Source organism: Pseudomonas sp. 20P_3.2_Bac5, assembly GCF_025466035.1.
Classification (GTDB): domain Bacteria; phylum Pseudomonadota; class Gammaproteobacteria; order Pseudomonadales; family Pseudomonadaceae; genus Aquipseudomonas.
The window spans coordinates 51,455-73,711 of the sequence record NZ_JANLOA010000009.1 but is presented as its reverse complement, the minus strand read 5'-3'; the positions used below and the strand labels follow the sequence as shown (position 1 = coordinate 73,711).

The window sequence follows — 22,257 nt, the reverse complement described above, 5'->3', positions numbered from 1 at the left end:
CGAACACCCTCGACTCAGTCAGCGAGGCGGGTTCGTTTGAAGCAGAGCACGTGAATCAGAGCCTGGGACAACGGCTCGAAACAGAGGCAAGGCAAGCGGCGGGGGCACAGCGGAATACGTCCTTGAACTTCATGAAAATCCTCGCAACGGAAAGGTTAGCGGACAGGCACACAGCAACGCCGCGGTCGCCTGATAAAACAAGATGAATCGCTACTGAATCGAAACCCGGTTGCCTCCTTGAATGATTGACATTAATACGCCACTACAGACTGAGCGAAATCGATCTAGTTCCGCCGAGGCATCATTATTTCCCTATAAAACAGCGGTGATTTATCCGAGCCCGTTGCGGATCACAGACCAAAAACGCACGCCACGGACCAATCGCGCAAGCATTTCGCCAACCCCCTTTTCTGTCACATTCACGCCCCGCGCGCCGCTGATAGTAGCCCTCCCCAAGGTTTTCCAGAGGCTACGCCGTGTTCCATCGCATCCTGTGTTCGCTGTCCCTGCTCAGCCTGTCCATCGCCGCCGCCCAGGTCCAGGCCGGCGAACCTCTCGATACGCCACGACTGAAGGGCATCGACAACTTCCGTGACGTCGCCGGCACCACCAGCGCCTACACCACCAGCAATGACGGGGTGATGCGCGCCGGGCAGTTCTACCGCTCCAATGCGCTGACGCCGACCGCCTCGGACCTGGCGACCCTCAACAGCCTGGGCCTGAGCAACGTCTACGACCTGCGCACGCCGAGCGAGATCGCCGCCACGCCGGATACGCTGCCCACCGGTGCCGAGTACCAGAATATCGACATCATCGGCAGCACCACCTCGGGCGCTAATGTCACCAATATCGCCTTCACCAGCGCCGCCCAGGCGGTGGCGATGATGGAGGAAACCAACCGTGCCTTCGTCAGCGATGCCGGCATGCGCGGGCAGTTTTCGGTGTTGTTCAACGAGCTGGCCAGCGCTGACGGCGCGGCGCTGTTCCACTGCACCGCGGGCAAGGACCGCACCGGCTGGACCGCGGCCGTGCTGTTGAGCATCGCCGGAGTCGACAGCGGCACGATCATGTCCGACTACCTGGCCACCAACGACTACACCGCCGCCCGTGTCGCCGCGACCCTCGCCGCAATGCCGTCGAGCATGGCAGCCGTCTACGCGCCGCTGCTGGGCGTGCAGGCCAGCTACCTGCAAGCCGGCCTGAACGAGGTCACCGCGCAGTACGGCAGCATGGACAACTACCTGAAGGAAGGCCTGGGCCTGTCGCAAGAAACCATCTATGTGCTGCGCGGCAAGATGGTCTTTTACAACAGCCTGCCCGGCATGACCGGCCTCGCCGGCAACGCCGCCGCCGGCGCCCTGCTGTTGCAACAACTGCAGAACAGCGAACTGTCCGGCACCTACAGCGCCTACAACTACTACCTGCAATCGGCCATCGATGCCGGCAGCCTCGGCGGTGTCGAGTCCACCGTCGGCGGCCAGGTGCATGCCGACGCCGCCAGCTACCTGCTGCGCCAGGGCGCGCTGATCGACCGGGCCGCCGCCAGCTACACCAGCGGCCTGGACCTCAAGGTCGGCCAGACCCGCCTGTGGACCAACGCCCTCGCCGGCTATCTCGGCACCGACGGCTCGGCCCAGGCGGCCAGCAGCAACGAACACACCCAGGGCGCGCTGTTCGGCCTGACCCAGCGTTTCTCCGAACAGCTCAGCGGCCATGCCGGTTTCGGCTACAGCCGTGGCAGCGTCGGCAGCAGCAGCGGTGATGTCGACACCGACCTGACCTTCCTCAAAGCCGGCGCCCGCTATGCACCGGGCAGCCTGGAACAGGGCCTGTTCATCGACGCCGGGATCAACGCCGGCTGGCTCGACTACAACGGCAAACGGGAACTGGGCACCGGGCTCGGCAGCGCCAAGGGCGATACCCACGGGACATTGAGCGGCGCCAGCCTTGCGCTGGGCTATCGCATTCCATTGAGCGGCATGACCCTGGAGCCGAGCCTGGGCCTGCGCGTCAGCCATCTCGACCTCTCCGGTTTCCAGGAAAAAGGCAGCGAACTGGCGCTGGACGTCGATGGCCTCCAGGCCACCCGGCGCAGCGCCACGGCAGGCGTGAAAGCCACCTTCGCTGCGCTCGGCCTGAGCGGCGGCTGGCAACTGGTGCCGGGCATCGAACTGAGTTACGACCATGCCCTCGGCGATCATCAGGTGCAAAGCGATGGCCGCCTGCTCGGGCTGGATATCCAGCAACGCGCAGCCTTCGACAACCGCGACCAATTCAACGGTGCCTTCAGCCTGACCGCAAGCCTGGATGCCCTGAGCATCGGAGCAGAGGTCGGTGCCGTCGCCGGCGGTGAAAGCCACGGTGTCAGTGGCGGCCTCAAGGCCAGCTATCAGTTCTGACCGAAAGCTAGCCCGGCCTCACAGCCGGGCTAGCGTCCCTTCCTGAGTTCTGCCGGACTCACACCATAGGCATTCTGGAAGTAATGACAGAAGCGTCCCACGTTGCTGAATCCAAGGCTCAGCGACAGTTCGCTGATGGACTGGGCGCAATCCCCGCGCAGCGCCGCGTGCGCCCGTTCCAGACGCACCTGTCGCTGATAGCCGACGATCGAATAGCCCACGAAACGCCGGAACCCGTCTTGCAACGCCCGCAGACTGACGTTGCTCAGTGCCGCCAGCTCGGTGCCGCTCACCAGCGCATCCGGATGCTCACGGATGTACTCGACGGCCAGCTTCACATGACGCGGCGCAATCTGCGGGGCCGGTGCGCGCAACGCGTCACTGTGGTTGTGCGGCCAGGCCTCCAGCACCGCGTCCACCAGCATCTCCTGCAGACGCAGCGGCATCAGCGCGCTGGAATTGATCAGCCCGTCGAACGCACTGCCGGTGGCCATCGAGATAATCGCGCGGATGCCCTGGAAGCTGTCGGCAGTCAGGTCCACCACCGGCTGGAAGCGCACCTTGTCCATCACCGGCCTGCCGAGCAGCGTCGCCAGCCGCCGGGCGAACAACTCGCGCCGCACGGAAATGCCGTACTGCTGATGGCCATCGACAAAACTCACCGAGCGCACCTCGGCCTTCTCCACCGCCAGGCCATAGCGCGGAGTACCCACCTGATCGTCGCCCAGCGCGAAAACGATCCGCCCCGCCGTAGGAAAGACAAAGGTGATCTCGTCGTCCATATCGGGCAATTGCGTCGTGAAATCGCCGAGGTAGCTCATCCGCCGAAAGCTGACGCCCTCGTAGCGGCCATAAACCCCGGCGATGACTACCTTGCGGTCGAGGCGTGGCAGGTGGGCATAGAGACTGCCGAACATGCGGGTAAAAAGCGCGCCGAAATCATCGGCACTGAGGTCATCCGAACGGATCAGGAATTGTTTGCGGGGAGGGGCGGAAATCACCTGTGTCATCAACCTTTTGGCGGCGGGCGCAGGGATGCTGGCAGGTGGCGATGACAGTGAGGTTTCAGAGTTTTTCCAAGGACGTAAACCTCTCTCAACATGCCATCTACCATCCGGAGATTAGTCGGTGCCACCTGTCGCGGGCGGCGTTACGCCAACCTGCCGCAGACGCTTGTGGGCGATCGACAGTTGCTCTTCGGTAAAGAGGCTCCGCCAGCGATCCTGTAAGACCAGATACTCAACGCTCAACTTGAGGTTGTCCTCTCCTCGCAGGAAAAGCTCAGTAAAACCTTGGGACGGATTTGCAGAGGCCAGCAGTTGATCTGCTGTGTTCTTGCCGCCACTACTCTGAACCATTTGTAAAAACCGTGTGGCTCGATAGGGAGGCTTCAACCGAGCTGCAGATTCATAGATGTTGAGCATTGCAGCGTGAAATTGATCTTCGAGACTCGATGGCATTTTCTTGTCCGTCTAAAGATTGAATGAAATTCCCGAAAGGGAATGGAGGGTGCGCGCCCGCGCGCAACCATCGTCAGTGCTGGAACACCTGCTCCCGATGATAATCCAGGTAGTCCCCCACCCCGTCCGGCACAAACCGCAACCCGCGCGGCAGCCCCAACGCCGCGCAACTCTCCTCGCCCAGGCGCTTCGAAACGAACATCTGCCCGCGTGAATCGAAACTGATCAACCCGCGATAGAACAGCGCATCCAGATTCGCCGCCAACAGCAGGCCATTGCTGCTATCCAGCCGTTCCTTCGCCGTCGATTCCGCCCAGGGTTTGATATGTGAAGCGCGCAACACTTCGGTACAGGCCAGCCCCGTCACCGCACAGGCGCCGCCCCAGACTTCAAGCAAGTCCTGGCGGAATTTCCCGCGTCCGCGTCGGGCCTGGATCTGGGCCATGACCTCGGTAACGTGCTCGGTGCCCTCCAGCAACTCATCCCGCTCCGAAGCCGCCACGGGTTCAGTTGGCGCACATTGAATGGCGTCCATCAGCCGCACCCATTTGTCGCCGCGCTGCTCCTGCGGGATCGCATCCATGATCCGGCCAACCAGCGCCAGGTCCAGCTCGGTGTAGCTCTTCTGCTTGCCGCCGACGACGCTCGGGTCGAGGGTCACGGGCTCATCGAACCACCAGAAGTAATCGTCCGGGCACACCCAGTTGGGGATCCAGTGCAGGTGCTGTTTCCAGTTCTTGAGGAAGTGGTGGCGGTCATCCTCGTGGATCCTGCGTACTTTGGTGACGGACCAGGCTTCTTCCCAGAGGTCGTTCAGGGCCAGCTTCTGGACGATTTCTTCGCGCTGGGCCTGGAGGCGCTCATCGAACAGGCCGACGGCGTTGCCGGCGATGCCGACCAGTTGCAGGATGCCGTTGTGCGCGGCGGTCATGAAGACGAAGGTCTGGCCGGCGTTGTCGATCAGCGGCGCAGTGCCAAAACCTTCGGTGTGGAAGACGCGGAAGCGCTCAGCGCCACGCCGCAGCAGCAAGCGCGGGGAGTTGTTCCACTCTTCGTGGCCGTAGCCGTTTTCCTTGGGATAGCCGCTGGTGGCAAAGGCGCCAGAGGGGGCCACGTAGTTGTTGGTGTTCCAGAAAACCGGCTTTTGTACGAATAACGCCATTACCTTCAATCCTTGTGTCAGCAGCCTTCATATCCGCAGGCTCTCGTTGTAGAGCGATGATAGCAAAAAGACAGCAGTCATTCGCGCTGCTCGACGGCCTCTGGCGATGGCCGGCACAAAATAACCAAATGTAATTTTAACTAGTCAATAAATACCAAACTCACATAATTAGCTTAGAACCAAAAAGCCTTTCCCTCGCGTCGAACGCAGGCATATCGTTCTACCAGACCCGACCCCACTCCTGGCGGAGGCCGTCCCCCAACGACCTCTGCAGGAGCCTGCGCATCCATGATTCCCCTGTTTCACAACGCCCCCGCCCCGCTCCACCTGCGCGCCGATGTGCTGGTGATCGGCGGCGGCCTGGCCGGCACCTGGGCGGCGGTTGCCGCGGCGCGCAAGGGCGCGAAGGTGGTTCTTGCTGACAAGGGTTACTGCGGCACCAGCGGTGTGACCGCCACCGCCGGCCCCGGCCATTGGTGGGTGCCGCCTGAACAACGCGAAGCGGCGATCGAGAAACGTACCCTCAGTGCCGAAGCACTGGGTGATCCGCGCTGGATGGCGCGGATTCTCGACACCACCTGGCAATCGCTGCCGCAACTGGACCGCCTTTACGGTTTTCCTCGCGACGAGCGCGGCAACAAGCAGTACCGCGCCTTGCGCGGCCCGGAATATATGCGGGCCATGCGCCAACTGACGCTGGAGCACGGCGTCACCGTGCTGGACCAGAGTCCGGCGCTGGAGCTGTTGAAGAATGATGCCGGCGAGCTGGCCGGCGCGCGTGGCTGGCAGCGCCAGGCCAAGCGCGAGTGGCAGGTCAGCGCGCCGGCGGTGGTGCTGGCCACCGGCGGCTGCGGTTTTCTTTCGCGGCTGCTGGGCAGCCACACCAACACCGGCGACGGTTACCTGATGGGCGTCGAGGCCGGCGCCGAGCTGTCGGGGATGGAGTTTTCCAACTACTACTGCATCGCCCCGGCCGGCAGCACCATGACCCGTTCGATGGTCTACAGCTTCGGCCGCTATTTCGACGCGGCCGGCCGTGAGCTGGAAATTACCCAGGGCCCGGGCTTCAACGACGCCCTCGCCCGTGCGCTGTTGCAGGGCCCGGTGTTCTGCCGGCTGGACCGTATTCCCGAAGACATCCGCGCGCGCCTGCCGTATGTGCAGCCGAACCTGATGCTGCCATTCGATCGTCAGGGCATCGATCCGTACCGCGACAAATTCCAGGTGACGCTGCACGGCGAAGGCACCATCCGCGGTGTCGGCGGCCTGCGAATTGTCGATGAGGACTGCCAGACCGGCGTGCGCGGCCTGTTCACCGCGGGCGACGCGGCCAGTCGCGAAGCGGTGACCGGGGCGATCTCCGGCGGCGGCGCGGTGAATTCGTCCTGGGCCTTGTCCAGCGGCCAATGGGCCGGTGCCGGCGCGGCACGGCATGCCTTGGCCCAGCCGGCGAAAGATACCGTGGTACGTAGCGTGGCACAGGCCGGACTCCTGAAATCTGGCAATGCCGGGGACGATCACCGCAAGACCGTCCGCGCCATCCAGAACGAACTGCACCCCTACGACAAAAACCTGTTCCGCAGCGGCGCGCAGTTGCAGCGCTCCCTCGGCGTGCTGGAAAACCACTGGGACCGCCTGCGCGAGCAGCGCAGCGTCGACGATCCCGCCGCGTTGTTGCACTGGCGGGAAACCGCGGCGCTGCTGGCCAGCGCCCGCTGGTGCTACCAGAGCGCCCTGGCGCGCAAGGAAAGCCGCGGCATGCACCAGCGTAGCGACGCGCCAACCCGCCTCGCGAGTTTCGATGCCCATCTGCGCAGCGCCGGGCTGGACACGCCCTGGGTGCGCCGCGATGCGCTGGCCACCCTTCACGCCAACGAGGTGCCGGCATGATCGAGTTGATCTTCAGCGACCGCTGCAACGGCTGCAGCCAGTGCGTGACGGCGTGCCCCAGCAACGTCCTCGCCGTGGGCAGCGACGGCAAGCCGCGCATTGCCGATCAGTCGGCCTGCCAGACCTGTTTCATGTGCGAGCTGTACTGCCACAGCGACGCGCTCTACGTGCACCCCGATTGCGAGCAGCCGGTCAGCCTTGATCCGGCGCAGGTGCTCGCCAGCGGCCTGGTCGGCCAATACCGCCGGGATTCCGGCTGGGACGAGTTCGCCACCAACCCGCGCTACGAAAACCAGCACTGGCGCATGGAGGGCATCTTTGTCCTGGCCCGTGAACTGGCCACCCACTGAACCCGTTTCCCCCTGAGCAGGAGTCATTCATGAGTCTTTTCAGCAACGCACCGCTGGGCAACCTGACCCTGGCCAATCGCGTGGTCATGGCCCCGCTGGGCCGGGCCCGCTCCGACCAACAGACCCGCCAGCCGCTGCCGCGGGTGGCGACTTACTACCGCCAGCGCGCCAGCGCCGGGCTGATCATTTCCGAGGCCACCCATGTGTCCGCCGAAAGCGTCAGCCGCCCCGGCGGCTCGGCGATCCATGATGACGCCCAGGTCGAGGCCTGGAAGCCGGTGACCGCCGCCGTGCACGCCGAAGGCGGGCGGATCTTCCAGCAACTGTTCCACCTCGGGCGCAAGGCGCATCCACACCGCCTGCCGGGCAACCTGCTGCCGGTGGCGCCGTCGGCCATCGCCGCGCTCGGTGAAATCGCGACGCCCAGCGGACAGCAGCCTTTCCCGGTGCCCCGCGCCCTTGAAACCGACGAAATCGCCCAGCGCGTCGAAGACTTCCGCCTCGCCGCGCGCAATGCTGGACGCGCCGATTTCGACGGCGTGGAAATCCATGCCGCCAACGGTTACCTGATCGACCAGTTCCTGCGTGACGGCGCCAACCAGCGCGACGACCGCTACGGCGGCAGCGTGGAAAACCGCACGCGCTTCCTCCTGGAAATCGTCGATGCCGCTATCGCCGAGCTGGGCGCCGAGCGGGTGGGCGTGCGCATCTCGCCGAACGTCGAATACGACGGCATCCGCGACAGCGACCCGCTGGCGCTGTACAGCCATGTCGGCCGCGAACTGCAACAGCGCGGCATCGCCTACCTGCACCTGATCGAGCCGGATGCCACCCCGCCCGCGCGCCGCCTGGCGCCGACCCTGCGCGAGCTGTTCAGCGGCCCGCTGATCCTCGCCGGCGACTTCGACCGCGACAGCGCGCGCCAGGCCGTCGAGCAGGGCCGCGCCGATTTCGTCGCCTTTGGCCGGCTGTTCATCGCCAACCCCGACCTGGTCGAGCGCTTCCGCCAAGAAGCGCCGCTCAATACTCCGGACGAAGCCAGCTTCTATGTTGGCGGCGACCAGGGCTACATCGACTACCCCTTTCTCGAACCACGCCGCGAAGCCGTTGCCGGCTGACCAACACAGGAGCCTTTCATGAGCGAATCCGTCAATCACTTGCTGGCTGAACTGCACGCTGAACGCCTGCGCACCTGGACCCCGGAAGCCCTCAAGGTCAACGTCGACCAGCGCCAACGCCTGGTGGATGAGGCGGACCCCGAGCGTTTCATCAGCGCCGGCGATATCGTCGATCCGTTCACCCTGCTCAAGGTCGAAGGCGGCAGCCTCAGCCTCGAACAACTGGTGAGCAAGGGGCCCGCGGTGCTGGTGTTCTTCCGCTTCGCCGGTTGCCCGGCGTGCAACATCGCCATCCCTTATTACGAACGCAACCTGCAACCGGCGCTGAAACGGCGCGGCGTGCCGCTGGTGGCGATCAGTCCGCAGGTGCCGGAGCGCCTGAAGGAAATCAAGGACAAGCACGCCTTGACCCTGCACGTCGCCAGCGACAAGGACAACGCCCTCGGCCAGCGCTTCGGCATTCTCTATAGCTTCGACGAGGCCTCGCGCCAGGCGTCGCTGGCGAAAGGCCCGGGCATTGGCGCCCTCACCGGCACCGGCACCTGGGAATTGCCGCAACCCACCGTGGTGGTGATCGGCCGCGACCACCGCGTGCACTTCGCCCAGGTCAGCCCGGACTGGCTGGTGCGCAGCGAAGCACAACCGATCATCGACGCGGTGGACGCCGCGCTGGATGCCGACAGCCTGCTGATACGGCACGCCTGGGCCTGAGCCCTTCTTCCTTCAACCCGATAGGACCTGAACCATGAGCACACGGCAGTTGCACCTCGGCGCCATCCTTACCGGCGTCGGCACCGACCCGCAGGAATGGCTGGACCCACAGATCCCCGGCACCGCCAGCATCGACATCGACTGGTACAAACAGCAGGCCCGCGCCGCCGAAGCGGCAAAGTTCGACTTCGTGTTCATCGTCGACAGCCCCTACATCACGCCGGACTCGGCGCCGCACTTCCTCAACCGCCTGGAGCCGCTGACCCTGCTCTCGGCGCTGGCCGGCGCCACCGACAAGATCGGCCTGGTGGCGACCCTGACCACCTCCTACACCGAGCCTTTCAACGTCGCCCGCCAGTTCGCCTCGCTGGACCAGATCAGCCATGGCCGCGCCGGCTGGAACGTGGTCACCACCGGACTTGAAGGCGCCGCCGGCAACTTCGGCCGCGAGCAGCATATCGACCACGGCGAGCGCTATCGCCGCGCCCACGAACATGTGGCGGTGGTCCAGGGCCTGTGGGACTCCTACGAGGACGACGCCTTCCCCCGCGACCGCGCCAACAAGCGCTTCCTCGACCCGGCCAAGCAACACCGCCTCGACCACCGCGGCGAGTTCTTCTCGGTCACCGGGCCGTTGAACATCTCCCGCTCGGAGCAGGGCCAGCCAGTGATCTTCCAGGCCGGGGTGTCCGAGTCCGGGCGCGGGCTGGCGGCACGGATCGCCGAAGGGATTTTCGCCGGCGTCGACAACTTCGAAGATGCCCGCGAGTACTACGCCGACATCAAGCGCCGCGCCGCCGAGGCCGGACGCGACCCGAACCAGGTGCTGGTCTTCCCCGGCATCTCGCCGATCATTGCCGACACCGACGAAGAGGCCCAGGCGCTGTTGCTACAGCGCACCGGCGAGCTGGACCTGAAGAAAGCGCTGGTGCAACTGGGCCGGCCGTTCAACTACCACGACTTCAGCCAGTACGACCTCGATGCGCCCTTCCCTGACCTCGGCGAACTGGGCAGCAACGGCTACCGCGGGCATGCCGAGAAAATCAAGCGCGTGGCGCGGGAACAGGGCCTGACCTTGCGTCAAACGGCGTTGCGCTTTGCCCGGCCGTTCACCGGTTTCGCCGGCTCGGCGCAGACCGTGGCGAACGAAATCGAGCGCTGGTTCAAGGATGGCGCGGTGGACGGCTTCAACATCCACGTCGGCGCGCCGGCGGCGTTTGCCCGGTTTACCGATGAAGTGGTGCCGCTCCTGCGCGAGCGCGGGTTGTTCCGCAGTGAGTACCAGGGGCGGACGCTGCGCGATCATCTGGGCCTGGACGTGCCGGTGAATCGGCACAGTGTGAAGGCTGCGCAAGTGGCCTGATTTGAGGCAGTCATCGCTGGCAAGCCAGTTCCCACAAAGAGCGGGCTCGCTGTGAACCTGTGGGAGCAACTGTCTTTGAGGATTTATTTTCAAATAATCCTTTCGGTCATGTGGTGGCTGGAAGACCGAGCGCCGCCCGCGCGGCGCATCGCGACGGTTCGGCGCCCCGACAAGCTCGCTCCTACATTGGTTGCAACGTACCTATGCCTGTCAGGCCATAGTTGAACGCCTTGTTTGTACGAAGCGGTATAAGGTTAACTTCAACAGCCTCCCCGCGATTCATCGCCAGGCGCCAAGGGCGGGCAACACCTCTCTGTCAGACCATGGCACGTTGCAACCAATGTAGGAGCGAGCTTGCTCGCGATGCGCCGCGCGGGCGGCGCTCGGTCTTGAGAGCGCTAGAAAATTTCCGGCATGCGCCTGGTGGCCATCACTCGGTCTTTTGACAAACGCCCTCCAGCCTCCACATGACCGAAAGATGTGTAGATACCCATGCAGCGATGAGGCCCGAAGCAACCCCAAAAAACGCCCCTAAGAAAATGCAATTCTTAAATATCCATCCAATTTTTTATTCTGAAAAATAATAATAAAAATAGATCAAAACAGTATTTATTCCCCGCCCCGCCCCCTTGTTACAGTCCCTCTCAGACCCGACCCCTCGCACGGTGGAGGCTCCCGATTCCATCACCTGCGAGTACGCCCGATGAGCCACAGCATCACCACCCTGCCCAACCACAACCACCGCCTGCAACTCAGCGCCCCGCCCGTCCATGCCGACCCGCTCGCCGAACGCCTGCACCGCAAGCAGCGTCTGGCCGCGTCGTACCGGCTGTTCGCCGAGCTGGGTTTCGAAGTGGGCCTGGCCGGGCATTTCACCGCCCGCGACCCGATCGAGACCGACCATTACTGGATCAATCCGCTGGGTGTGCCCTTCTCGCAGATCCGCACGAGCGACCTGCTGCGGGTCAACGGCGCAGGCCAGGTGGTGGAAGGCGACGGCCTGCTCAACACCAGCGCCCTGGAACTGCACTACGAACTGCAACGGGCGCGCCCGGAGGTGGTGGGCATCGCCCATTTGCACGGTTTCCATGGCCGGGTCTGGTCGTCGCTGGGGCAGTTGTTCCAGCCGATCACCGCCGAGTCCTCGGCCTTTATCGGCGAGCAGGTGCTGTTCGACCGCCACGCCCTGCGCAATGCCGAAGGCGGCTTGCTGCAAGACCGCGACCTGGTTGCCCAGGCCTTCGTCGAGACCTTCGCCGACAACAATCTGCTGGTCTGGCAGAACCACGGGCTGTGGGCCGCCGGCCAGACCGTGGAAAGCGCCGCATGGCGTTTCATCCTCGCCGACGACACCGCCCGCGCTCATCTGCTGGCGTATTCGGCCGGTCAGCCACGCATTCCCGAAGTGAGCGAGGACAGCTTCAACCCGGCGCAGCGCGAGCTGTTCGGCTGGCTGAATTTCCTGCCGCTGTGGGACCGCATCGTCCAGCAGCAACCTGATCTGCTGGACTGAGGAGCCCGTCATGGCAATCAGCATCAGCCGCCGCGCGTTCCTCCAGCACAGTGCCGTCGCCGGCCTGGCCGCCGGGCTCGCGCCTGTTCTGGCCAATGCCAGCGAAGCGCTGCGGGTCTGGCGCTACAAGGGCCAGGCCGCGAGTTTTCTCGCCGACGCCGGCCAGGCCGCGACGCCCTACCCGCTGGAGTGGATCGACGTGCCCGGCGGCAGCATGGTGCTGGAAGCCTTTGCCAGCAGCAGCCTGGACTACGCCTTCATGAGCCCGGTGCTGCCGCTGTTTGCCAGCGCGGCCGGCAATCCGCTGGTGTTGATCGCCAGTTACCAGGGCGAGCAGAACCGCAGCAGCCTGATCGTCAAGCGCGACAGCGGCATCGCGTCAATCGCCGACCTCAAGGGCAAGCGCGTGAGTTTCGTCCGCGCCACCGACACCCATTACCTGATCCTCAACCTGCTGCGCGACAACCACCTGACCCTCGCCGATATCCAGGCCCGGCCCATGCCGGCGCGGGATGCGCTGGTGGCGTTCCAGAACGGCCATGTCGACGCCATCGTCGCCGGCGGTATCGGCGCGCTGCAGGCGCAAACCGGCATGGACGGCGTGATCCTCGCCCAGGCCAGCCAATACCACTGCGGCAACTACCTGATCGCCACCACCGAGCGGGTCTTGCAACAACCCGGCAAGCAGGCCGCCATCAGCGACTTCCTGCGCCGGGAACAAGCCACCTGGGACTGGGTCGAGCACAACCCCCAGGCCTGGGCCGAACGCAACGAAAAACTCACCGGGATTTCCCGCGAGCTGTACCTGCAACAGTTCAACCAGCGCCAGCGCCCCAGCCGGCTGCTGCCGGTGAGCGAGGCCGACATCCTCGCCCAGCAGCGCATCGCCGACCTGTTCCATGACAGCGGGCTGATCCGCCAGTCGCTGGACGTACGCGGCTTCTGGGATGAGCGCTTCAACCTCCTGCTCAGCGGCTAGGGACCTGCCGGAGCACAACGCACCGGCGCGCGCCGGACGACCAACAGGCACGCCAGCCACGCAAGCAACGGACCTTGCGCGAGCCCGGCCACGCCCGTGATGCGTGAAAAACCCTATGAGAGCCCGTTCGATCGCACATCCAGGGCCTGATCTGCCAATCGAACCCAAGGAACAATCATGAAGTCTGTGTTCACCCATTTGTCCATGGCGCCGGCGTTGCTCGCCGGCTACCTGCTCACCCCGCTGGCGGTTGCCGCCGACAAAGACACTGCCCTCGACACGGTGATCGTCACCGGCTCGCGGGGCAGCGAAGTGCGCACCGTCACCAGCAGCCCGGCACCGATCGACGTGATCGACAGCACGCAACTGGAAAAGACCGGCGAGTCCAGCCTGCGCGGCGCCCTGCAGAAAACCCTGCCGTCGTTCTCGCAGCGGCCCTCCGGCACCTCCAACGACAGCATCGCCCGGCCTTATAGCTTGCGCGGCCTGAACGGCTCCAACGTGCTGGTGCTGGTCAACGGCAAGCGCCGCCACAACAGCGCGGTGATCAACCTCGACTCCACCGCCGCCTACGGCACCAACCCAGTGGACCTGGACCTGATCCCGATCAGCGCCATCGATCACGTCGAAGTGCTGCGCGACGGCGCCTCGGCACAGTACGGCTCCGACGCCATCGCCGGGGTGATCAACATCATCCTCAAGCAGAAGGACAACGGCGGCTCGGTCACCACCCAATATGGCGAGTACTACGAGAACGGCGACGGCGGCAACCTGCGCCAGGCCCTCAACCAGGGCCTGGCCCTGGGCAGCGACGGCGGCTTCTTCAACTACGCGCTGGACGCCAAATCAGTGCAGACCGCGACCCGCTCCCGCGAAGCCACCGGCAACCTGTACTTCGCCGGCGACCCGCGCAACGCCACCGCCGACCGCGAAGTGCAGAAGAACGGCCTGCCGAAGATCAAGGCCATCAACCTGTCGTACAACGCCGAACTGCCGGTCAGCGACGACCTGACCCTGTACTCGTTCTCGACCTTCAGCAAGCGTGATGCCCGCGGCGGCCAGAATTACCGCCGGCCCAACTCCACCAACATCATTCCCGAGATCTACCCGGACGGCACCGCGCCCTTCTACACCCTGGAGGAAACCGACTACCAGGCCGCCGCCGGCGGCAAGGGCGAGATCGCCGACTGGCACTGGGACCTGAGCTCCACCTTCGGCCGCGACAAGGGCCAGGCCGGCGCCGACGAAACCCTCAACGCCTCCCTCGGCCCGTCGAGCCCGACCCGCTTCGACACCTACACCAACTACTTCGACCAGTGGACCAACAACCTCGACCTGACCCGCGCCTTCGACGTCGGCCTGAGCAAGCCACTGCAAGTGTCCTGGGGCCTGGAACACCGTCACGAGCGCTACAAGACCGAGTCCGACGACCCGCTCTCATACATCAATGGCGGCTACATCTACCCCAGCGGTCCGCTGGCCGGGCAGCCCGGCTCGGTGGGCGCCCAGGGCGCGATCACCCTCACCCCCGAAGATGCCGGCCAGCTCAGCCGCAACAGCTACGCCAGCTATGTCGACTTCGGCGTGAACCCCACCGAGAAACTCTGGCTGGGCGTCGCCGCGCGCTTCGAGAAATACGACGACAGCAGCGGCAACACCCGCAGCGGCAAGTTCTCCGCGCGCTATGACTTCACCCCGACCTTCGCCCTGCGCGGCACCATCAGCAACGGCTTCCGCGCACCGTCGCTGTCGCAGTCGGTGTACGCCCAGACCGCCAACCAGTACACCACCGTCAACGGCATCGCGCAGTTCGTCGAAGCCAAGACCGTGCGGGTCGACTCACCGCTGGCCAAGGCCCTCGGCGCCGAAGACCTGAGCCCGGAGAAATCGCGCAACTTCAGCCTCGGCCTGACCTGGCAACCGCTGCCCCAGGCCAGCGTGACCCTCGACGCCTACCAGATCGAGATCCGCGACCGCATCGCCCTCACCGGCTTCCTCTATGGCAACGGCGTCGACCAGCAACTGATCGCCAACGGCTTCAAGCCTGGCTACCGCATCAAGTACTTCACCAACGCCGCCGACACCACCACCCGCGGCATCGATCTGGTGGCCGACTACCGCGTCGATTACGGCCAGTTCGGCAAGGTCAAGTACGGGGTCGGGCTCAACTACAACAAGACCGAGATCGACGACATCAAGGAAACCCCGGCGTCGCTCAGGGCCGCGGGCAACAACCTGGAACTGTTCGACCGCGTCGCCCAGGGCTACCTCACCGTGGCCAACCCCAAGACCAAGGTCATCCTCAGCGCCAACTGGCAGATCGACCGTTTCACCGTCAACGCGGGCCTGACCCGCTACGACAAGGTCGTCGCCCTCGACGCCAACCCGACCTACGACGTGACCTACGGCGCCAAGTGGCTGACCGACCTGGAAGTGGCCTACGCCCTGACCGACAACTTCGATATCGCCGTGGGCGCCAACAACCTGTTCGACGTGCGCGCCGACAACAACGGTTTCCCAGCCGGCGACGTCAATGGTTTCGCGAAATTCGGCTCGATCTCGCCGTTCGACCCCTACGGCGGCTTCTGGTACACGCGCATCGCCTACAACTTCTGAGCCCACGCAAGCGGCGCTCGCGCAGTGGCGCGGGCGCCCGGAGGAACACCCCATGAGTCACGCACCCTTCGTCCTCGGCGCCTTTATCCCCGGCACCCTCAGCGGCAGCGCCTGGCGCCTGCCGGAAGCGCCGCTGGACACGTTCAAGAGCCTGGAGCATTACCAGTACATCGCCCGCAAGCTGGAAGCCGGGCGCTTCCACTCGCTGTTCTTCAACGACACCCTCGACGTCAAACTCGACCTGGCCTTGCAGCGCGGCCCCAACAGCGTGCGCTGGGACCCGCTGATCCTGGCCCCGGCGCTGGCCGCCAGCACCCGCCATATCGGCCTGATCGCCACCGCCAGCACCACCTACAACGAGCCCTACAACGTGGCGCGCAAATACGCCGCGCTGGACCACCTTAGCGGCGGTCGCGCCGGCTGGAACCTGGTCACCTCGCTGGGCGGCGGAGAGAATTTCAACCGCCAGGACCACGTCGATCACGAAGACCGCTACGCCCGCGCCGAAGAGTTCTACGACGTGGTCAGCGGCCTGTGGGATAGCTGGGCCGACGACGCCTTCGTCCAGGACAAGGCCAGCGGCACCTGGCTGGACATCGACAAACTGCATGTCCTCGACTATCAGGGCGAGCACTTCCAGGTGCGCGGCCCGCTCAACGTCTCGCGCTCGCCGCAAGGTCATCCGGTGGTTGCCCAGGCCGGCGCCTCGACCTCCGGCAAGCGCCTCGCCGCGCGGGTCGGCGAACTGATCTTCACCGCCCAGCACACCATCGAGCAGGGCCAGGCCTTCTACCAGGAAACCAAGCTCGCCGCCGCCGGCTTCGGGCGCGGCGCCAACGAGCTGAAAATCCTCCCCGGCGTCTCGCCGGTGGTGGGCAAGACCCTCGCCGAAGCCCAGGCCAAATACGACCGCCAGCAAGAGCTGCTGGAGCCCAAAGCGTTTCTCAGTTCCATCTCGAAATTCGTCAGCCTCGGCTACGACCTCTCCGAACTGCCGTTTGACGAAGTGGTGCCGCTGCCGCCGGAATCCTTCACCACCAACACCCACCAGAGCCGGCAGAAACTGGTGTTCGACCTGATCCGCCGCGAGCGGCCGACCGTGCGCCAACTGTTCAACCAGCTCACCTCCGGCGGGCATCGCATCCTGATCGGCACCCCGCAAAGCATCGCCGACGACCTCCAGGCCTGGTACGAAGCCGGCGCCGCCGATGGCTTCAACATCATGTTCAGCGGCCTGCACTCGGCCATCGACGACTTCGTCGACGGCGTGGTGCCGGAGCTGCAACGCCGCGGCCTGTTCCAGCGCGAATACGCCGGCACCACGCTGCGGGAAAACCTCGGTTTGCCGTATCGCACCAACCGGTTCTTTTAAGGAGCGCCCATGTCTCGACCCTTGGCTTCACTAAGCCTGGCAATCGCCCTGGCCCTCGCCGGCTGCGATAACCCATCCGGGCAGCAGGCCAACTCCGGCGCCCCAGCGCAGCCCCAGGCGGGCGGCGTGTTGCGGGTGGCCTTCGACGGCGATCCCAACTGCATCGACCCGCAACAGGCGGGCAACAACACCGCGCTCAATGTCGGCCGGCAACTGGTGGACTCGCTGACCGACCAGGACCCGCAAACCGCCGAGATCGTGCCCTGGCTGGCGGAGCGCTGGGAGGTCAGCGACGACTCGCGGCAGTTCACCTTCCACCTGCGCGAGGGCGCGACCTTCGCCGATGGCAGCGTGCTCGACGCGGCGGCGGTCAAGGCCAACGTCGAGGCCATCGTCGCCCTCGGCGCCCAGGCGCAACTGGCCGGGACTTACCTGGCCGGGCTGGAGTCGGTCGAGGTGACCGGGCCGCTCAGCGTGCAGATCAACTTCAAACAGGCCAACGCGCAGTTCCTTCAGGCCAGCTCGACCATGAGCCTGGGGCTGCTGTCGCCCGCCACCCTCACGCGCAGCGCCGAGGAACGCTGCCAGGGTGCGCTGGTCGGTTCCGGGCCGTTCACGGTGAAGAGCTTCGAGCACAACAAGCTGGTGCGCATCGAGGCCCGCGCCAACTATGCCTGGCCGTCGTCCCTGGCCGAACACCAGGGCCGCGCCTGGCTGGACGCCATCGAGTTCCACATCCTGCCGGAATCCGGCGTGCGCCTCGGCAGCCTGGTGTCCGGGCAGATCGACGTGAACACCAGCGTGCCGGTGCAGGACGAAGCGGTGCTGGACAGTCAGGGCATTCCCTCCATCGCCCGGCCCAACCCCGGCATCGTCTTCAGCCTGACGCCCAACGAGTCCCGCCCGCCGCTGGATGACGTGAACGTGCGCCGGGCACTGAACAAAGCCATCGACCGCAGCCAGTTCAAGGGCGTGATTTCCCGCTACCAGAAACCGGCCAGTTCGGTGCTGGCCAGCAGCACGCCGTATTACCAGGACCTCAGCGCCCAGCTCGCCTACGACCCGCAAGGCGCCGGCAAACTGCTCGATGCCGCCGGCTGGAACAAGGGCGCCGATGGCTGGCGCCAGCGTGACGGCAAGCGCCTGAGCTTCGCCCTCGACTACTGGCAGGCGACCACCCCGGTGCTGGAACTGGTGCAGCAGCAACTGCGTCAGGTCGGCGTCGAGCTGCGCCTGAACAAATCCACCATCGGCCAGGTCAGCCTGTTGCAGACCTCGCTCAACTACGAACTGTGGTTCTTCAACCTGACCCGCGCCGACCCGGACGTGCTGCGCACCGTGTTCCTCTCCAGCGGGCGCAACGTCAACGTCCGCGGCCCGGCGCCGCTGGACCAGACGCTGCAGGACTCGGCGGCCAGCCTCGATCCGCAGAAACGCGGCGCGCTGATCCAGCAGGCCAGCGCCGAGCTGCTCGACCAGGGCCATGTGATTCCGCTGGTGGAAGCGGCCACGGTGACCGCGTTCCGCGACATCGTTCACGGCCTGCATTACGAGGCCTCGACCCGCCTGCAGTTCTACGACACCTGGCTGGCACAACCGGGGAGCCACTGACCGATGACCTTCCAGACCAACCACCGCGCACTGCTCTGGCGCGTGGCCCAGGCCGCGCTGGTGCTGTGGGCCGCGTTCACCCTGTCGTTCGCCATCCTCTACGCACTGCCGGGTGATCCGGTGGCGATCCTCCTGGCGCAGAACGGCGAGCCGGGCGCGGTGGACCCGGCCAAGGTCGCCGAGCTGCGCGCCCGCTATCACCTCGACGGCAGTCTCTGGCAGCAGTACGGCGGCGCGCTGTGGCGGTTGCTGCACCTGGACCTCGGCACCTCGCTGCAAACCGGCAAGCCGGTGGCCCAGGCCCTGGCCGCGGCATTGCCGGCAACGCTGGCGCTGGCCTTCGCCGCGCTGTTGCTGGCGGTGCCTCTGGGCATCGGCCTGGCGCTGGCGGCGCATCAGGTACGGCGGCGGCCGTTGCAGAGCGCGCTGCGCAATGCGCCGGCGGTGGTCGTCTCGCTGCCGACCTTCTGGGTCGGGCTGGTGCTGCTGCAACTGTTCTCCTTCAAATTGCACTGGCTGCCGGCGATGGGCGACCACGGCCTTGCCAGCCTGGTGCTGCCGGCAGTGACCCTGGCCCTGCCCTGCGCGGCGATGATCGCCCAGGTGCTCGGTCGCTCGATCGCCAGCGTCAGCCAGCAACCGTTCGTTCAGGCCCTGCGCAGCAAAGGCGTCGGACCCTGGCGCCTGCTTTGCGGGCACATCCTGCACAACGCGTCGATTCCCATGCTGAGCCTGGCCGGCACCCTGCTCGGCAACCTGCTGGCCGGCGCGGTGGTCACCGAAACCGTGTTCTCCCGCGACGGCGTCGGGCGCCTGGCTCAGGCCGCCGTCGCCAGCCAGGACATCGCCGTGGTCCAGGGCGTGGTGCTGCTGGCCGCGACCCTGTATGTGCTGACCAACCTGGCCACCGACCTGCTGTACCCGCTGCTCGACCCGCGCATCCGCCAAGGGAGCCGTCCATGATCCTGCAACCCGCGTACGCCGCCAGCCGCCCGCTGCGCTGGCCCGGACTGTCCGTGGCGCTGAGCCTGGCGCTGTTCGCGGTGGTCCTTGGCTGGGCCTTCTGGCCTGGCCTGTTCAGCAGCGCCGACCCGCTGCTGGCCGACCCGACCCAGACCCTGCAAGCCCCTTCCGTCCGCCACTGGTTCGGCACCGACCACCTCGGCCGCGACCTCTACGCCCGCTCCGTGCATGGCGCGGCGCTGTCGTTGCAAGCCACCAGCATCGCCGTGCTGATCGCGCTGGTCGCCGGCAGCCTGCTGGGCGGTATCGCCGGCTGGTTCGGCGGCGTCGCCGACCGCGTGCTGGCGGTCATTGTCGAAGTGCTGATGGCGATCCCGGCGCTGCTGCTGGCGATGGCCATCGTCACCGCACTCGGCTTCGGCACCCTGGAAATCGCCCTGGCGGTGGGCCTGTCGTCGGTGGCGATCTTCGCTCGCCTGGCCCGTGGCGAAGTGCTGCGCTGGCGCAGCCGGACCTTTGTCGAAGCGGCGCGGGTGGCCGGTGTCGGCTCCTGGACCAACCTCTGGCGGCATGTCCTGCCCCACGCCGCCGGACCGCTGCTGGCCTTGGCCGCGCTGGAATTCGCCAGCGCCGTACTGGCGGTGTCGGCGCTGAGCTTCCTCGGTTTCGGCGCACCGCCGCCGCAACCGGAATGGGGCCTGCTGATCGCCGAAGGGCGCAACTACATGGTGGTGGCCTGGTGGTACACCACCCTGCCAGGGCTGGTGGTGGCCACCGTGGTGCTCGCCACCCAGCAACTGGCCCGCGGCCTGCAACGTCTTCAGGGAGAAGCTTCATGAGCGCACCACTGGTTCGCATCAGCCAGTTCGGCGTGGAATACCCCGGCAGCCCGCAGGCCGCCGTGGCAGGACTGGACCTGGAAATCGCCGCCGGCGAAATCGTCTGCCTGGTGGGGGAGTCTGGCTCGGGCAAATCCACCACTGCCGCCGCGCTGGCCGGCTTGCTGCCGCCCGGTGTGCAACAGACCGGCCAGTTATGGCTGCAAGGCCAGGCCCTCGACCAGTTCGACGAACACGACTGGCGCGAGCGGCGCGGCCGTCTGGTCGGCTTCGTCCCACAAGACCCGGGCACCTCGCTGGACCCGGTCAAGACCATCGGCGCCCAGCTTGTCGAAGCCATGACCGTGCACGGCGTGGCCAGGACCGAAGCGCGCCTGCGCGGTGTGGCGCTGCTGCATCAGGTCGGCCTGAAAGATCCCGAGCAATTGCTCAAGCGCTACCCCCATGAATTATCTGGCGGCATGTGCCAGCGGGTGCTGATCGCCATCGCCCTGGCCAACGACCCGCCGCTGCTGATCGCCGACGAACCCACCAGCGCCCTCGACGTCAGCGTGCAACGGCAGATTCTCGACCGCCTGCAACACCTGGTGCGCGAGCGCGGCAGCAGCCTGCTGCTGATCACCCATGACCTGGCGGTGGCGCTCGACCGCGCCGACCGCATCCTGGTGATGCGCCATGGCCGCCTGCTGGAAAGCGGCACGCCGAGCCAGTTGTGGCATGCGCCGGAACACCCCTACACCCGTCAGTTGCTCCAGGCCTCGCCCCTGGCGCGATTGCAACAACGACGCTCGGCGCCCGCCGTGGCAGCGGGCGAGCCGCTGTTGCAGGTCAGCAGCCTGCAACGGCGCTTCAACCGCCACGGACCGGCGGCGGTGGAGGACGTCAGCTTCAGCCTGCAACGGGGCACCACCACCAGCCTGGTGGGTGAGTCCGGCTCGGGCAAATCCACCACGGCGCGGATCATCCTAGCCCTGGAACAAGCCAGCGCCGGCAGCGTGTGCTTCGACGGCGAGGAAATCCTCAGCGCCGGGCGCAGGCAACTGCACGGCTATCGGCGACGGGTGCAACTGGTCTACCAGAACCCGTGGGCCGCCCTCGACCCACGGCACGACCTGCTGGACATCATCAGCGAACCGTTGCGCGCCTTCGCCATCGGCCAGCGCCGCGATGACCGCGAGCGCGTGCTGGAACTGCTGGAGCGGGTCGGCCTGCCGGGTAACCTGCTGCACCGTCGTCCTGGCCAGCTTTCCGGTGGCCAGCGCCAGCGCGTTGCCATCGCCCGCGCCCTGGCCGCGGAGCCGGAATTGCTGGTGCTGGATGAACCGCTGTCGGCGCTGGATGCGCCGGTCCAGGCGCAAGTGCTGGACCTGCTGCAAAACCTGCAACGGGACCTGGGTCTGACCTACCTGTTCATCTCCCACGACCTCGCCACCGTGCGCGGCATCAGCGATCAGGTGCTGGTGATGAGCCAGGGCCGGCTGGTGGATCACGGGCCGACCGAGCAGGTGTTCGAACGGCCGGCGAGCGATTACACGCGGCGGTTGCTGGAGGATATGCCGGGGCAGTTATTGCCGTTGCGGGGGCGGGAGTTGCAGGTGGCGGGGTTGTGAGGTTCGGGCTCTCCGTCAAAAGACCGAGTAATGGCTACCAGGCGCATGCCTGAAGTTTTTCAGCGCTCTCAAGATCGAGCGCCGCCCGCGCGGCGCATCGCGACGGTTCGGCGCCCCGACAAGCTCGCTCCTACATTGGTTGTAACGTGCCTATGTCTGCCAGGCCATGGTTGACTGCCTTGTTTGTACGACAGCCTCCCAGCGATTCATCGCCAAAAGGCACAGGCGGGCAACACCTCTCTGACAGGCCATGGCACGTTGCCAAAAATGTAGGAGCGGATTCATCCGCGATGCGCCGCGC

The 22,257-nt window shown here is 65.8% G+C and carries 17 protein-coding genes; 14 read left to right on the top strand and 3 right to left on the bottom strand.

Annotated elements, in window-relative coordinates:
* Positions 1-476: 476 nt before the first annotated feature.
* Positions 477-2,399, top strand: a complete 1,923-nt coding sequence (locus NTD88_RS01315) for a tyrosine-protein phosphatase (RefSeq protein WP_262154812.1) — start codon at positions 477-479, stop codon at positions 2,397-2,399.
* A 29-nt stretch (positions 2,400-2,428) separates the two neighbouring features.
* Here NTD88_RS01315 and NTD88_RS01310 read toward each other — a convergent pair whose 3' ends face one another.
* From NTD88_RS01310 to NTD88_RS01300, 3 genes are all read right to left on the bottom strand, one after another.
* Positions 2,429-3,409, bottom strand: a complete 981-nt coding sequence (locus NTD88_RS01310; RefSeq protein ID WP_262154813.1) for a helix-turn-helix transcriptional regulator — start codon at positions 3,407-3,409, stop codon at positions 2,429-2,431.
* A 111-nt stretch (positions 3,410-3,520) separates the two neighbouring features.
* Entirely contained in the window at positions 3,521-3,859 is a 339-nt protein-coding gene (locus NTD88_RS01305; RefSeq protein ID WP_262154814.1) for a hypothetical protein, read from the bottom strand.
* Between the two features lie 73 nt (positions 3,860-3,932).
* Entirely contained in the window at positions 3,933-5,021 is a 1,089-nt protein-coding gene (locus NTD88_RS01300) for an HNH endonuclease (RefSeq protein ID WP_262154815.1), read from the bottom strand.
* Between the two features lie 288 nt (positions 5,022-5,309).
* Between NTD88_RS01300 and NTD88_RS01295 the strand changes: the two genes are divergently transcribed.
* The 13 genes from NTD88_RS01295 to NTD88_RS01235 all read left to right on the top strand — a co-directional run bounded on the left by NTD88_RS01295 (position 5,310) and on the right by NTD88_RS01235 (position 21,956).
* Positions 5,310-6,911 (top strand): FAD-binding protein, encoded by a 1,602-nt coding sequence (locus NTD88_RS01295; protein WP_262154816.1) that lies wholly within the window; start codon positions 5,310-5,312, stop codon positions 6,909-6,911.
* The gene (locus NTD88_RS01290; protein WP_262130607.1) at positions 6,908-7,261 is read left to right on the top strand and encodes a ferredoxin family protein; all 354 of its coding nucleotides are present in this window, start codon (positions 6,908-6,910) and stop codon (positions 7,259-7,261) included. The genes NTD88_RS01295 and NTD88_RS01290 overlap by 4 nt, the downstream gene beginning before the upstream one ends.
* 29 nt (positions 7,262-7,290) lie before the next feature.
* Positions 7,291-8,379, top strand: coding sequence for an alkene reductase (locus tag NTD88_RS01285; RefSeq protein WP_262154817.1), 1,089 nt, complete (start codon positions 7,291-7,293; stop codon positions 8,377-8,379).
* Positions 8,380-8,397: 18 nt separating this feature from the next.
* Positions 8,398-9,090 carry a peroxiredoxin-like family protein gene (locus NTD88_RS01280; protein WP_262154818.1) on the top strand — a complete coding sequence of 231 codons (693 nt, stop codon included), beginning with the start codon at positions 8,398-8,400 and terminating at the stop codon, positions 9,088-9,090.
* Positions 9,091-9,124: 34 nt separating this feature from the next.
* Complete coding sequence (locus tag NTD88_RS01275; RefSeq protein ID WP_262154819.1) at positions 9,125-10,453, top strand: LLM class flavin-dependent oxidoreductase; 1,329 nt, start codon at positions 9,125-9,127, stop codon at positions 10,451-10,453.
* A gap of 703 nt (positions 10,454-11,156) precedes the next feature.
* Entirely contained in the window at positions 11,157-11,966 is an 810-nt protein-coding gene (locus NTD88_RS01270; RefSeq protein ID WP_262130603.1) for a class II aldolase/adducin family protein, read from the top strand.
* Positions 11,967-11,976: 10 nt separating this feature from the next.
* Positions 11,977-12,945, top strand: coding sequence for an ABC transporter substrate-binding protein (locus NTD88_RS01265; protein WP_262154820.1), 969 nt, complete (start codon positions 11,977-11,979; stop codon positions 12,943-12,945).
* Positions 12,946-13,122: 177 nt separating this feature from the next.
* Positions 13,123-15,561 (top strand): TonB-dependent receptor plug domain-containing protein, encoded by a 2,439-nt coding sequence (locus NTD88_RS01260; RefSeq protein WP_095153647.1) that lies wholly within the window; start codon positions 13,123-13,125, stop codon positions 15,559-15,561.
* Between the two features lie 52 nt (positions 15,562-15,613).
* A complete protein-coding gene (locus tag NTD88_RS01255) occupies positions 15,614-16,933 on the top strand; it encodes an LLM class flavin-dependent oxidoreductase (protein ID WP_095153648.1) in 1,320 nt (439 codons plus the stop codon).
* 9 nt (positions 16,934-16,942) lie between these two features.
* Entirely contained in the window at positions 16,943-18,544 is a 1,602-nt protein-coding gene (locus NTD88_RS01250; protein ID WP_262154821.1) for an ABC transporter substrate-binding protein, read from the top strand.
* 3 nt (positions 18,545-18,547) lie between these two features.
* Positions 18,548-19,507 (top strand): ABC transporter permease, encoded by a 960-nt coding sequence (locus NTD88_RS01245; protein WP_262154822.1) that lies wholly within the window; start codon positions 18,548-18,550, stop codon positions 19,505-19,507.
* Positions 19,504-20,346: an ABC transporter permease gene (locus NTD88_RS01240; protein WP_262154823.1), complete on the top strand. Its 843-nt coding sequence runs from the start codon at positions 19,504-19,506 to the stop codon at positions 20,344-20,346. Before NTD88_RS01245 ends, NTD88_RS01240 begins: the two co-directional genes overlap by 4 nt.
* Positions 20,343-21,956, top strand: coding sequence for a dipeptide ABC transporter ATP-binding protein (locus NTD88_RS01235; protein WP_262154824.1), 1,614 nt, complete (start codon positions 20,343-20,345; stop codon positions 21,954-21,956). Before NTD88_RS01240 ends, NTD88_RS01235 begins: the two co-directional genes overlap by 4 nt.
* Positions 21,957-22,257 lie beyond the last annotated feature (301 nt).

Coding starts and splice junctions, on each gene's coding strand:
- NTD88_RS01235 (WP_262154824.1), top strand. CDS start 20,343: ATGAGCGCACCACTGGTTCGCATCAGCCAGTTCGGCGTGGAATACCCC.
- NTD88_RS01270 (WP_262130603.1), top strand. CDS start 11,157: ATGAGCCACAGCATCACCACCCTGCCCAACCACAACCACCGCCTGCAA.
- NTD88_RS01250 (WP_262154821.1), top strand. CDS start 16,943: ATGTCTCGACCCTTGGCTTCACTAAGCCTGGCAATCGCCCTGGCCCTC.
- NTD88_RS01310 (WP_262154813.1), bottom strand. CDS start 3,409: ATGACACAGGTGATTTCCGCCCCTCCCCGCAAACAATTCCTGATCCGT.
- NTD88_RS01255 (WP_095153648.1), top strand. CDS start 15,614: ATGAGTCACGCACCCTTCGTCCTCGGCGCCTTTATCCCCGGCACCCTC.
- NTD88_RS01305 (WP_262154814.1), bottom strand. CDS start 3,859: ATGCCATCGAGTCTCGAAGATCAATTTCACGCTGCAATGCTCAACATC.
- NTD88_RS01275 (WP_262154819.1), top strand. CDS start 9,125: ATGAGCACACGGCAGTTGCACCTCGGCGCCATCCTTACCGGCGTCGGC.
- NTD88_RS01285 (WP_262154817.1), top strand. CDS start 7,291: ATGAGTCTTTTCAGCAACGCACCGCTGGGCAACCTGACCCTGGCCAAT.
- NTD88_RS01280 (WP_262154818.1), top strand. CDS start 8,398: ATGAGCGAATCCGTCAATCACTTGCTGGCTGAACTGCACGCTGAACGC.
- NTD88_RS01265 (WP_262154820.1), top strand. CDS start 11,977: ATGGCAATCAGCATCAGCCGCCGCGCGTTCCTCCAGCACAGTGCCGTC.
- NTD88_RS01300 (WP_262154815.1), bottom strand. CDS start 5,021: ATGGCGTTATTCGTACAAAAGCCGGTTTTCTGGAACACCAACAACTAC.
- NTD88_RS01290 (WP_262130607.1), top strand. CDS start 6,908: ATGATCGAGTTGATCTTCAGCGACCGCTGCAACGGCTGCAGCCAGTGC.
- NTD88_RS01260 (WP_095153647.1), top strand. CDS start 13,123: ATGAAGTCTGTGTTCACCCATTTGTCCATGGCGCCGGCGTTGCTCGCC.
- NTD88_RS01240 (WP_262154823.1), top strand. CDS start 19,504: ATGATCCTGCAACCCGCGTACGCCGCCAGCCGCCCGCTGCGCTGGCCC.
- NTD88_RS01295 (WP_262154816.1), top strand. CDS start 5,310: ATGATTCCCCTGTTTCACAACGCCCCCGCCCCGCTCCACCTGCGCGCC.
- NTD88_RS01245 (WP_262154822.1), top strand. CDS start 18,548: ATGACCTTCCAGACCAACCACCGCGCACTGCTCTGGCGCGTGGCCCAG.